The sequence below is a fragment of the Serratia sp. T13T92 genome, assembly GCF_047530105.1.
Lineage (GTDB): Bacteria > Pseudomonadota > Gammaproteobacteria > Enterobacterales > Enterobacteriaceae > Chania > Chania fonticola.
The window spans coordinates 25,911-38,235 of sequence record NZ_JBLJAK010000045.1; the positions used below are offsets into that span (position 1 = coordinate 25,911).

Genomic DNA, 12,325 nt, shown 5'->3' on the forward strand with positions numbered 1-12,325 from the left:
CAGGGCGAGGCAAAAAAAACGCTGCCCGAAGGCAGCGCTGTTGCAGGGTAAAACGAATCAGTCGTGATCTTCCCAGGCTTGCGCACGAGCCACGGCCTTTTTCCAGCCGCTGTAACGGAAATTACGCTCGGTAGTTTCGATACCCGGACGGAATTCACGCTCGATGTTGGCTTTGCTCTTCACTTCATCCAGATCGCTCCAGTAGCCAATCGCCAGCCCGGCCAGATAGGCCGCGCCCAACGCCGTCACTTCACGCACCTCAGGACGCTCAACACGGGTGCCGAGGATATCGGACTGGAACTGCATCAGGAAGTTGTTGGCTACCGCACCACCGTCTACACGCAGCGATTGCAGACGGGTATTGGCATCGGCCTGCATAGCATCCAGCACGTCGCGGGTCTGGTAGGCGATAGACTCCAGCGTGGCGCGGATGATGTGGTTGCTGTTGACGCCGCGGGTCAGGCCGAAGATAGCGCCACGGGCATACGGGTCCCAGTAGGGGGCACCCAGGCCGGTAAAGGCGGGCACCACGTAGACGCCATTGCTGTCTTTGACCTTGGTGGCGAAGTATTCGGAGTCGGCGGCATCGCTGATCAGTTTTAGCTCGTCGCGCAGCCACTGGATAGAGGCACCGCCAATAAACACCGCACCTTCCAGCGCATAGTTCACTTCGCCGCGTGGGCCGCAGGCGATGGTGGTCAGCAAGCCGTGGCTGGAGCGTACTGCCTCTTTGCCGGTATTCATCAACAGGAAGCAGCCGGTGCCGTAGGTGTTTTTCGCCATACCCGGCTGGACGCAGAGTTGGCCATACAGCGCCGCCTGCTGGTCACCGGCGATCCCGGCGATAGGAATACGCGTCCCGCCTTTACCCCCGATGTTGGTCTGGCCATACACTTCGGAAGAAGGACGGACTGCTGGCAGCATGGCGCGTGGGATGTCCAGCGCTTCCAGCATACGATCGTCCCAGTCCAGCTCATGGATGTTGAACATCATGGTACGCGAGGCGTTGGTGTAGTCGGTCACGTGAACCCGCCCTTGGGTCATCTTCCACACCAGCCAGGTGTCGACGGTACCAAACAGCAGTTCACCGCGCTTGGCACGTTCGCGCGCGCCTTCGACGTGGTCGAGGATCCATTTGACCTTGGTACCCGAGAAGTAAGGGTCAACCACCAGGCCGGTATTGTGGCGGATATACTCTTCCAGGCCATCACGCTTGAGTTTTTCACAGATGTCGGCGGTGCGACGGCACTGCCAGACGATCGCGTTATAAATCGGCTTACCGGTCTCTTTTTCCCAGACGATGGTGGTTTCACGCTGGTTGGTAATGCCGATCCCGGCGATTTGGTCAGAACTGATATCGGCCTTGGCCAGCACTTCGACCAAGGTGGAACTTTGTGAGGACCAGATTTCCATCGGGTCGTGCTCTACCCAGCCGGCCTTCGGGTAGATCTGCGTAAATTCACGCTGTGAAACCGCAACAATATTGGCATCGTGATCGAGCACTACGGCACGTGAACTGGTGGTTCCCTGGTCGAGGGCGACAATGTATTTTTTTTCGGTTGTCATAATTTTGAGTCCTACTGTGGTTAACCGTTTAAAGCCGTGCCAATCACGCTTTACGTTGTTCTGGTTTAGTGGCGGGTTGCTCTTCCTCGAAGCAAACGTCACAAGGCAGATGGCGACCAATCAGCGCGCGATAACCAAAGGCGCCCAAACCTGCACCGACGATAGGGCCGAAGATAGGCACCAGGAAGTAAGGGATGTCGCGAGCGCCGGTGAAGGCCACGTTGCCCCAGCCCGCCAGGTAGGCGAACAGTTTCGGGCCAAAGTCACGCGCCGGGTTCAGTGCAAAGCCGGTTAATGGTCCCATAGAGGCACCGATGACGGCAATCAGAATACCGATCAACAGCGGTGCCAGCGGGCCGCGTGGAATGCCGTTGCCGTCGTCTGTCAGCGCCAGGATCAGGCACATCAGGATGGCGGTGATCACGGTTTCTACCAGGAAGGCCTGGCCGACGGAGATATGTGCGTTGGGATAAGTCGAGAAAATGCCGGCCAATTCGAGGCTTTCGTTGCTGCCACGTACCATCTGGTGGGCGGCTTCAAAATCGAAGAACAGACTGTAATACAGCCCGTAGACCAGTGCTGCCGCGCAAAAGGCCCCCGCAATCTGCGCAACAATGTAAGGGAGTACTTTGCGTCCATCAAAGCAGGCGAACAGCCACAGCGCGAGCGTGACGGCCGGGTTCAGGTGAGCACCGGAAATGGCGGCGGTCAGATAGATGGCCATCGCCACCCCCAGGCCCCAAATGATGCTGATTTCCCACTGGCCGAAGCTGGCACCTGCCAGTTTCAGCGCTGCCACACAGCCTACGCCAAAGAAAATCAACAGACCGGTGCCGAGGAATTCAGCGATGCACTGGCCTTTTAAGGTCGGACTGATGGTTTGGCTCATAATATTATTGTCCTGCAGACGACGGTTATAGGTTATCTAGGCTTGGCGCGTTGGCGTTTTGGCCTTGAGCTACAGAGTTTTTCTTCACGTCCTCTTATCGGTCGAGGATGTGATGTAAATTTATCGTTAACGAGCATAAACGAGAAATAGCGAAATCAAAATGTGTGTACTTCGTCATAAAATTGAGCGAATTCGCGTTGTTCGGTGTTCTTTCTGCGCCATAAAACGGTGATCTGACCAGTTATTTTGTCTCTATTTGTTAACAACCCTGCCGTTTGGCAGCGGTGACTTTCAGCTTTGACCGATAGCCAGGGTAGGAAAATTGCAACAGAGTGCGCGTTGGGTCGGTATGTTGCTAGACACTGGGGGGCTGGCTACTTACAATCGTTTTTATTGCGGGAAAGGTTTTATCGAAACAGGCGCTGGGCCTGTTGGTTACGCGAGCATATTCGCAGTCGCTGCAGCTAAGGTTGCGGCGCTACTTATGGATGTACGCCTTGCTATCATGAGGGGACTGAAGAATGTCATTTGAAGTATTTGAAAAACTGGAAGCAAAAGTTCAGCAGGCGATCGATACCATCACGCTGTTGCAGATGGAAATTGAAGAGCTGAAAGAGAAAAACAATTCCCTGTCTCAGGAAGTTCAGAGCGCTGCGGGTAACCACGAGTCACTGGTCCGTGAAAACCAGCAGTTGAAAGAAGAGCAGCACGTGTGGCAAGATCGCCTGCGCGCATTGCTGGGTAAAATGGAAGAAGTCTGATCCATTAGCACCAACGAAAAGGGCGCCTCAGGCGCCCTTTGTCATTTTCTGCGGTTACTCGATATCGAGCGGGTCTTCTGAAAGGATGATGCCGGTGTTGTCGGCATACAGATGATCGCCAGAGAAGAAGGTCACACCGCCAAAATTCACGCGGATATCACTTTCGCCTATCGCTTCGCTGGTGGCTCCTACCGGGATCGCTGCCATCGCCTGAATGCCGATGTCCAGTTCTTCCAGATCGTCCACCTGGCGCACCGCACCGTAAACCACGATGCCTTCCCATTCGTTCTGAGTCGCCAGACGGGCCAGCTCCGCGTCGATCAGGGCACGGCGTACCGAGCCGCCGCCGTCGATCACTAACACGCGGCCACGGCCGTTTTCTTCGAGCAGTTCAAACAGCAGGCCGTTATCCTCGAAGCATTTCACCGTAGTGATTTGCCCGCCAAATGAAGTACGCCCGCCAAAGTTGGAGAACAGAGGCTCAACTACGTTGACCTCTTCCTGATAGATATCGCAAAGTTCGGAAGTATCGTATTTCATAGGATTTTACGTCTGTTTGCCGCTGGAATAACCAGTATATCCCTTTATTCGCCCCGTTGGCAAAATCATCAGTGCCAGGATGCGTTCTGGTACGCAAGTCTCAACTAACTGAGCACTACGCCAATAGCAAACAGTACGTTGGCGAGCAAGGCGGCCTTGACCATATGTTCCAGCATCGGACGCATACCGACGGCCGTAGGGTCACGTAAGACACGCATACCGTGGCGATACAGAAACGGGATGGCCAGCACAAACAGCCAGCCCCACAGGCTGTGCAGGTTAAGCAGGGTGAACAGGGCAAAGCAGACCACGGCGGCGATCAGCAGCGTTGCGTGGTAATAGCGCGCATTCTGTGGGCCAAGGCGGACGGCCAGGGTATTTTTGCCGTTAGCGCGGTCACTTTCGATATCGCGCAGATTATTGATGTTCAACACCGCCGCCGCGAGCAGGCCACAGGCGGTGGCTGGCAACATCACGACGCTATCGAAAGTGTGAGTCTGTAGATAGTAGGTGCCTGCCACGCTGAGCCAGCCGAAAAACACCAATACCGAAATATCCCCCAGCCCCAGATAACCGTAAGGTTTGGTGCCCACGGTATAGGTAATGGCCGCGATAATCGCTAGCCCGCCCAGCACCAGGAAGCCCACTACATCGCTAGGTTTTTCACAGGCGACGGCGATTAGCCAGCAACCGGAAATGGCGATCAGCACCACCGTCAGCATCAAGGCCCGTTTCATCTGGCTTTGGGTGATCATGCCCTTTTGCATGCCGCGCAACGGACCGATACGGTCTTCTTTATCGCTGCCTTTTACCGCATCGCCGTAATCATTGGCCAGGTTGGAGAGGATCTGCAGCAGACCTGCGGTCAGCAGAGCCAACAGCGCCACGCCGGGCTTCAGGCTGCCCTGCCAGGCAGCGATCGCGGAACCGACAACGATGGAGGCAAAGGCCAATGGCAGGGTTCGTGGTCGTAAACTTTCCAGCCAGGCTCTGGCCGGGGTGGTGGTGGTTGATGAGCTCATATTTCGCTTCAGTAAGTCAAAAGACGGTGTCCGTTAAAAATAAATGTGGGAGGCAATGCCTCCCACAAAGATAACTGACAGGACAGTGATAGAGCGATTATAGGATAAAACGACTCAGATCTTCATCCGCTACCAGTTCATCCAGATGATTGCGCACGTATTCCGCGTCAATTGTAATGGATTGGCCGCCAATTTCACTCGCATCGTACGAAATATCTTCCATCAGACGCTCCAGTACGGTGTGCAAACGACGTGCGCCGATGTTTTCGGTGCTTTCGTTAACCTGCCAGGCGGCTTCAGCGATGCGGCGGATACCGTCAGCGGTGAAATCGATGGTGACGCCTTCGGTAGCCATCAACGCTTTGTACTGCTCGGTAAGCGATGCGCTTGGCTCGGTCAGGATACGTTCAAAATCTTCCGTGGTCAGCGCTTGCAGCTCAACGCGGATTGGCAGACGGCCTTGCAGTTCCGGGATCAGGTCGGAAGGGCTGGCCGTCTGGAACGCGCCAGAGGCGATAAACAGAATGTGATCGGTTTTTACCATGCCGTGCTTGGTTGATACCGTACAGCCTTCCACCAGCGGCAGCAGGTCGCGTTGGACGCCCTCGCGGGACACGTCCGGGCCGGAGCTCTGGCCGCTGCGCTTACAGATTTTGTCGATCTCATCGATAAACACGATACCGTGCTGCTCAACGGCTTCCACCGCCTGCTCTTTCAGCTCTTCCGGGTTTACCAGCTTGGCCGCTTCTTCTTCGATCAGCAGCTTGAAGGCTTCCTTGATCTTCACTTTACGCGGTTTCTGCTTCTGCCCACCGAGGTTTTGGAACATCGATTGCAACTGGTTGGTCATCTCTTCCATGCCCGGAGGAGCCATGATTTCCACGCCCATCGGGGCCGAAGCCAGATCGATTTCGATTTCTTTATCGTCCAGCTGACCTTCACGCAGTTTCTTACGGAATGCCTGGCGAGCGGCAGAAGGCTCATTCTGCTCTTCTGCCTGGCCCCAGTTGTTCTTGGCCGGTGGGATCAGCACGTCGAGAATGCGTTCTTCTGCCATCTCTTCCGCACGGGTGCGGTTTTTCTCGATCGATTGCAGACGCACCATTTTCACGGCGGCATCGGTCAGGTCGCGGATGATAGAGTCCACTTCTTTACCTACATAGCCTACTTCGGTGAACTTGGTGGCTTCTACCTTGATGAAGGGAGCGTTGGCCAGTTTAGCCAGACGACGGGCGATCTCGGTTTTACCGACGCCGGTTGGGCCGATCATCAGAATATTTTTTGGGGTCACTTCGTGACGCAGCATCTCGTTGAGCTGCATCCGGCGCCAGCGGTTGCGCAGGGCAATGGCGACAGCACGTTTGGCTTTGTTTTGGCCGATGATGTAGCTGTCCAGTTCGCTGACGATCTCGCGCGGGGTCATTTCAGACATGGTATTCGATCCTTACGCTTTGGAAGGCAATTCTTCAATGGTGTGACAATGGTTGGTGTAAATACAGATGTCGCCGGCGATGGTCAGGGATTTCTCCACGATTTCGCGGGCGCTCATTTCGGTATTTTCCAACAGCGCGCGGGCGGCCGACTGGGCATAAGGGCCACCGGAGCCGATCGCAATCAAATCATTTTCTGGCTGAATCACGTCACCGTTACCGGTGATGATCAGCGAGGCATTCTCATCGGCTACCGCCAGCAGGGCTTCCAGCTTGCGTAGCATGCGGTCGGTACGCCAGTCTTTCGCCAGCTCAACGGCCGCTTTCACCAGATGGCCCTGGTGCATCTCCAGCTTGCGCTCGAACAGTTCGAACAGGGTAAAAGCGTCAGCCGTACCCCCGGCGAAACCGGCAATCACTTTGTCGTTATACAGGCGACGGACTTTTTTGACGTTGCCCTTCATTACCGTGTTGCCCAGTGTGGCCTGGCCATCGCCACCGATCACTACCTGGCCGTTGCGGCGTACGCTTACAATTGTTGTCACGAGCAGACCCTCGTTGCGGACGGAAAGAAGTCCCCGCAGCCTCTGCGTTGGCAGAGACTACGAGGCATATTGAGACTATAGATGGGGGGAGATTGACGCTTTTCAACCCCCGACGGAGAGGGGAATGCAACTTGACATGCCAATGCCCTTCAGGCGCGACAGGGTTTTGTCTGCAGCAGCGCGGCTGCTGTATGGGCCGAGCATCACACGATTCCAGCCACCGCCTGCGGTGACCCGGCTTTCAACCCCTTCAAACGCCAGTTGTGCCCGTACCGACTCGGCCTGATCGGCTGCGCGGAACGAACCACATTGCACCATCCACTTCTGCTTCGACTCAGGTTTGGTTTCCGGCTTGGCCGCTTCCGTTTTTACTTCTTGTTTCACTTCAGGCTGACGGGTCTGCACTGGCGGAGTCACGGCCTGTGGTTTTGGTTGCTGTACCTGCGGCTTCGGCTGCTGTACCGGTTGCTGCTGCACGGGTGCTGCGCCGTTGTTGAACGGGTTGCGAGGCTGAGTGACCTGCTGTTGCTGCACCGGTGGTGCTATCTGCTGCTGTACCTGTTGTTGCCGCCCACCGTTACGCAGCTGTGAAGGATCGTTGTAAGGCACTTCAGACAGCTGCGTTGGGCGCTGCTGCATATCGGCCTGCATCTGCTCCAGCAATTGGCGCTGTTCGTCGGTCAACTGAGTTTTGGAATTGACCTCTCCCCCGGCCGTTGGCTCGGTAGGTGTCTTGACGCCGATCTGGCGGTTCTCCAGCTCTTTGATGTAACGCCAACGCTCTTCCGGCTTCGGTGGCAGACCGTTGCCCGGGCGTGTGCCATGCGTAGGCAACATCGGTGTTTCATCCGGTTTGTTGTGGGTAATGAAATAAAGACCACCGATAAAGACAACCAGAATGGCGACGGCAAGCGCCACCACGGTTTTGGATACCTTTGGAGAACTGCGTTTTTTACGGCTGGGGGTCTTGCGCCGCGCTGCTCCTGAGCGCCCGCGGCCTACATAGTCTCTCTGTGCCACTATAATTCCGCTGTGTCGTGATGAGGTTAAAACCTATCCTCTAGCTATTTTATCGGCCATTTTGCATCAGCTTACTGCCCTGTAGGTGTAGGCAGGCTCCGGGGAGCGGTTCTGGCAAAATGACCACAACAATAATCATTACGCCGGTTTGGCCGGCGCTGGGTCTGCCATGTTACTTAACCCGAAAATATTTGACTAGCGTTTAGGGGCCGCGGTGCTGCCTCTGATGATCAGTTCACTGTCCAGTAGCCGGGAACCGCTGTTCACGGTTTGCCCATGCAACTGTTCCAGCAGCAGCAACATTGCCTGCTGGCCAATCTGGAAGCGGGGCTGTGCCACGGTGGTCAGCGGTGGATCGCAATACTGTGCCAGCTTGATATCGTCAAAGCCGACAATCGACAGATCCTGCGGTACCCGCAAGCCCAGCTTTTTCGCCTGGGACAATACGCCGATCGCCATGACGTCGCTGTGACAAAAGACCGCCGTTGGCGGTTTCGGCAGCGCCATCAGTGAGGCTAACGCCTGCGCACCGGCTTCGTAGGTGAAGTCACCCCGGGTAATATAGCTGCTTTCGACGGTAATGCCATTACGGCGTAGCGCCTGAATGTAGCCTTGCAACCGATAATGGCTCAGCGGCATCTGCTCTGGTCCGGCGATACAGGCGATCTGTTTATGGCCAAGCTGGTGCAGATAATGTACGGCTTCAAACGCGGCGGTCAGGTTGTCGATATGCACCGTTGGCAGTTCCAGCTCCGGTGCAAACTCGTTGGCCATCACCATTGGAGGCAGGTTGCGCTGTTCTTCCTTGCTGGCGTCGAAAGGCAGGTTGGAGCCGAGCAGCAGCATGCCATCAATTTGTTTGGTGATGATCAGGTTAACGAAGGTGCGTTCCTGCTGGTTCTGCTGTGCACAGTCGCCGATCAGGACCAGATAACCCTGCTGCGCTGCCGTTTGCTCGATCCCCTGGATCACGTCGGCGAAAAACGGATCGCAGATGTCCGGGACGATCACCAGGATAGTGCGGGATTCATTGCGTTTGATATTGCGTGTCAGGGCATGAGGGGAGTAACCCACGGCCAGCACGGCCTGTTCTACTTTCTGGCGCGTTGGCGTTGACACCTTTTCCGGATTCATCAGCGCACGCGACACGGTTGCCGTGGAAACGCCGGCCATTTCGGCAACGTCTTTCATGGTCGCCATGGGTAATTCTTGCTTGTGTTCCAACGCCTTTCTCCTTGCGTCAGCACCCGGCTAACGCGGTTACTTCAGTTTGCTCACAAATTCTGGCATGCAGTGGTGGTGGTGTTATTTTTAGCGTCATCCACATTCAAGCATTCCATTGCCTGGCTGAAAAAATGCCTTCACCGACATTCTAAACAGATTACGGGCCGCTTTTGTTACCTAATTTGCATGAAAAGTGTGACGCAGGAAGGTTTTTTCGTGTTCGCTCGCAAATTGTGGTGTAAACGTTTGCTTTTTACCGTGGAATTAAGAGTTTTCTTAATCAACTATCAATGGGATCAACGTCTAACGTCCATTTAACTTTACGCGCCTGAGGCAGGGTGCCAATCAATGGCAACGTGCTTTTTATCAGGTGCTGTAACAGTTTTCTGGACGGGTGTTGCAACAAGAGTTGCCAGCGGAAGCGACCCCCACGTTTGGGTTGCAGGGCGGGAACCGGGCCCATGACCCACAGCGAATCATCCTTCAGCGGGCTGGCTTCCAACAGATTGCGTAGCTGCTGTAAGAACAGCGGTGCCTGCTGGTTATCGTGATCTTCCGAACGCACGATGATGTGGTTGGTGTAGGGCGGCAGGAAGACGCTGTTACGCTCGGCCAGGGTTTGCTTGGCAAAGGCGTCGTAGCCCTGTTGCAGCAGGATTTGCAGTAACGGATGTTCCGGGTGATGAGTTTGCAGCAGCACTTCGCCCTGTTTACCTGCCCTGCCGGCACGGCCTGAAACCTGAGTATAAAGCTGGGCAAAACGCTCGGCAGAACGGAAATCGGCGGAGAATAGCGCGCCGTCCACGTCGAGCAATGCCACCAGGGTGACATCCGGGAAGTGGTGGCCTTTGGCCAGCATTTGCGTGCCGATCAGGATACGCGGGCCGCCACGGTGAATATCGGCCAGATGCTGTTCCAGTGACCCCTTGCGGCTGGTGGTATCGCGATCGATACGGGTAATGGCGGTTTCCGGGAACAGGGGAGCCAGTTCATTCTCCAACTGTTCGGTACCGACGCCGACGGAAACCAGGTTGGTGGTACCGCACTGCGGGCACTGATGTGGCACCGGGCGCTGACTGTCGCAGTGGTGGCAGCGTAGCTGGCGTTGATGCTGGTGGAATGTATAGTAATGGTCGCAGCGCTGGCATTCGGCGATCCAACCACACTCATGGCACAGCAGCGCGGGGGCATAGCCACGGCGGTTAAGAAACAGGATCACCTGATTGCCGTTCTTCAGGTGGTGCTGCATGCTTTTCAGCAGGGGCTGAGAGAGCCCGACCTTCAGCGGCAGGCCTTTCAAATCGATCAGATGTTGGTTGGCCGGTTTGGCGTTGCCTGCCCGCTGGGTCAGTTTGAGCTGACGGTATTTGCCTAACTGCACGTTGTGCAGCGTTTCCAGCGCCGGCGTCGCCGAGCCCATTACCAGCGGGATGTTTTCGGCGTGAGCGCGGAACACCGCCAGATCGCGAGCGTGATAGCGCCAGCCTTCCTGCTGTTTATAGGAGCTGTCGTGTTCTTCGTCGATGATGATCACCCCAAGGCGCGAGAAGGGGGTGAACAACGCCGAACGGGTGCCGATCACAATGGCGGCTTCACCGCTGCGCGCGCGCAGCCAAACGGCCAGCCGTTCGCTGTCGTTCAGGCCGGAGTGCAGGACTTCTACCGGTGCGTTGAAGCGTTCGCGAAAGCGAGCGATGGTCTGCGGGGTCAGGCCGATCTCCGGCACCAACACCAGCGCCTGCTTACCTTTCGCCAGAATATTTTCCAGTACGCTGAGGTAAACCTCGGTTTTGCCGGAGCCAGTGACCCCGGCCAGCAGCCAGGCGGCAAACTGTTCGTCTTCACTGCGGATTGCGCCCACGGCGGTGGCCTGTTCGGTATTGAGCCGCAGCCGTTCACCGAGCACGGCAAAGCCTGGCCGCCAATCCTGCGTTGCTACCGTTTGCGAACGCAGGTCGATCAAGCCTTTTGTACGCAGCGCTTGGAGCGCGCTTTCCGTCAGTTCCAGTTCGCTCACCTGATGGCGATACACCGGGCGTTGTAGCAGCGCCGCCAGTGCCTGTTGCTGCTTTGGCGCACGCTTCAGACTTTCCGGCGGGGTTGCGCGCCCCTGTTCGGTAGCAAACCATTGCCACAGCGGGGCGGCCTCTGCGGGCTTACCCTGACGCAATAGAATGGGCAGCGCATGGAACAACACTTCACCGATCGGGTAATGGTAGTATTCGCTGGCCCACAGCAGGATGCGCCACAGGCTGGTAGTGAACAGCGAGTCGTTATCCAGCAGGCTATTGATGGGCTTGAGCCTTTCCAGCGGCAGTTCACTGCTCTCGCTGCTGCCGGTGATGATGCCTATCGCCCGTTGCTTTCCCCAAGGCACACTGACGCGCGCGCCGATGACCGGCTGCAGGCCTGCGGGCAGCAGATAATCGAAGGTGCGGGCAAGGGGAACCGGTAGAGCAACGTGTACAACAGGCATGTGGCTGTCCAGGTAGAAAAAAGTGTTGGCTAGTTTACACGGTAGGCTGGCAAATGTACGGATCCGATTGCGCGCTACATTTTATTCTGTATAATTTGCCGCCTTTGGTATAATCCCATATCAAAACCTATTATCAACCACGTGTGGTGTCTGGCGGAACAGGGCTGGATAGCGACACGGCCTTAACTGAGGTTCTCCCATGAAAAAAGGTATTCACCCTAAATACGACGAAGTTACTGCAAACTGCTCTTGCGGTAATGTGATCAAAATCCGCTCTACCGTGGGTCACGATCTGAACCTGGACGTTTGTGGCGAATGCCACCCGTTCTACACTGGCAAGCAGCGTGATGTTGCTACCGGTGGCCGCGTTGACCGCTTCAACAAGCGTTTCAGCGTACCAGGCGTTAAGAAATAAGTTTTCTTATCGTCAGATGAAAAAGGCGCCTTCGGGCGCCTTTTTTCGTTGTGTGCCGGGCATGCTCAGCACCTCGGGGGTGAAAGTCCCCTGTCCAGCATGGCTGATGGAAGCCATCTGTGAACCAGTCAATCTCAAGCAAGCCCTGAAAAGAGTGAAAGCCAATAACCGAACCGCCGTATACGGACCCGTATGTACGGTGGTGTGGAGGAGGCGCTCCGTGAGGAGTACCCCTATTCCGATTCTGTGACCCGTCCTGAATACCTGCGCCTAATACCGCGACACTAAAGCCTGAAGCAGGTGGGGATGATGCAGGTTAGCCGACCGTTGAGCGCATGGATAATGAGATGGACGCTCCTACCACGGCATCGCAATGTGCCACAATTTGAGTGTCTAACCTCAACAGCAGGAGCGTCCAAATGAAAGTATCGACTCTT

The 12,325-nt window shown here is 56.0% G+C and carries 11 protein-coding genes; 2 read left to right on the top strand and 9 right to left on the bottom strand.

Annotated features, from left to right (window positions below; all coding sequences use genetic code 11):
- Positions 1–57: 57 nt before the first annotated feature.
- Both glpK and ACMV5I_RS24960 read right to left on the bottom strand, forming a co-directional pair.
- A complete protein-coding gene (glpK, locus tag ACMV5I_RS24955) occupies positions 58–1,566 on the bottom strand; it encodes a glycerol kinase GlpK (RefSeq protein ID WP_021181885.1) in 1,509 nt (502 codons plus the stop codon).
- A 43-nt stretch (positions 1,567–1,609) separates the two neighbouring features.
- Positions 1,610–2,455 carry an MIP/aquaporin family protein gene (locus ACMV5I_RS24960; protein WP_024482879.1) on the bottom strand — a complete coding sequence of 282 codons (846 nt, stop codon included), beginning with the start codon at positions 2,453–2,455 and terminating at the stop codon, positions 1,610–1,612.
- 521 nt (positions 2,456–2,976) lie between these two features.
- Between ACMV5I_RS24960 and zapB the strand changes: the two genes are divergently transcribed.
- The gene (gene zapB, locus ACMV5I_RS24965; RefSeq protein WP_021181887.1) at positions 2,977–3,216 is read left to right on the top strand and encodes a septal ring assembly protein ZapB; all 240 of its coding nucleotides are present in this window, start codon (positions 2,977–2,979) and stop codon (positions 3,214–3,216) included.
- A gap of 54 nt (positions 3,217–3,270) precedes the next feature.
- Here zapB and rraA read toward each other — a convergent pair whose 3' ends face one another.
- The 7 genes from rraA to priA form a co-directional block, all read right to left on the bottom strand.
- Positions 3,271–3,756: a ribonuclease E activity regulator RraA gene (gene rraA, locus ACMV5I_RS24970; RefSeq protein WP_021181888.1), complete on the bottom strand. Its 486-nt coding sequence runs from the start codon at positions 3,754–3,756 to the stop codon at positions 3,271–3,273.
- Positions 3,757–3,860: 104 nt separating this feature from the next.
- Positions 3,861–4,778, bottom strand: coding sequence for a 1,4-dihydroxy-2-naphthoate polyprenyltransferase (locus ACMV5I_RS24975; RefSeq protein ID WP_024482877.1), 918 nt, complete (start codon positions 4,776–4,778; stop codon positions 3,861–3,863).
- A 97-nt stretch (positions 4,779–4,875) separates the two neighbouring features.
- Complete coding sequence (gene hslU / locus ACMV5I_RS24980) at positions 4,876–6,210, bottom strand: HslU--HslV peptidase ATPase subunit (protein ID WP_024482876.1); 1,335 nt, start codon at positions 6,208–6,210, stop codon at positions 4,876–4,878.
- A 12-nt stretch (positions 6,211–6,222) separates the two neighbouring features.
- The gene (gene hslV / locus ACMV5I_RS24985; protein ID WP_024482875.1) at positions 6,223–6,753 is read right to left on the bottom strand and encodes an ATP-dependent protease subunit HslV; all 531 of its coding nucleotides are present in this window, start codon (positions 6,751–6,753) and stop codon (positions 6,223–6,225) included.
- 102 nt (positions 6,754–6,855) lie between these two features.
- A complete protein-coding gene (gene ftsN, locus ACMV5I_RS24990) occupies positions 6,856–7,773 on the bottom strand; it encodes a cell division protein FtsN (RefSeq protein ID WP_121608328.1) in 918 nt (305 codons plus the stop codon).
- 195 nt (positions 7,774–7,968) lie between these two features.
- Entirely contained in the window at positions 7,969–8,997 is a 1,029-nt protein-coding gene (gene cytR / locus ACMV5I_RS24995; protein WP_024482873.1) for a DNA-binding transcriptional regulator CytR, read from the bottom strand.
- Positions 8,998–9,277: 280 nt separating this feature from the next.
- The gene (gene priA, locus ACMV5I_RS25000; RefSeq protein ID WP_414825513.1) at positions 9,278–11,473 is read right to left on the bottom strand and encodes a primosomal protein N'; all 2,196 of its coding nucleotides are present in this window, start codon (positions 11,471–11,473) and stop codon (positions 9,278–9,280) included.
- A 199-nt stretch (positions 11,474–11,672) separates the two neighbouring features.
- Between priA and rpmE the strand changes: the two genes are divergently transcribed.
- Complete coding sequence (rpmE, locus tag ACMV5I_RS25005) at positions 11,673–11,888, top strand: 50S ribosomal protein L31 (protein ID WP_024482871.1); 216 nt, start codon at positions 11,673–11,675, stop codon at positions 11,886–11,888.
- Positions 11,889–12,325: the final 437 nt, after the last annotated feature.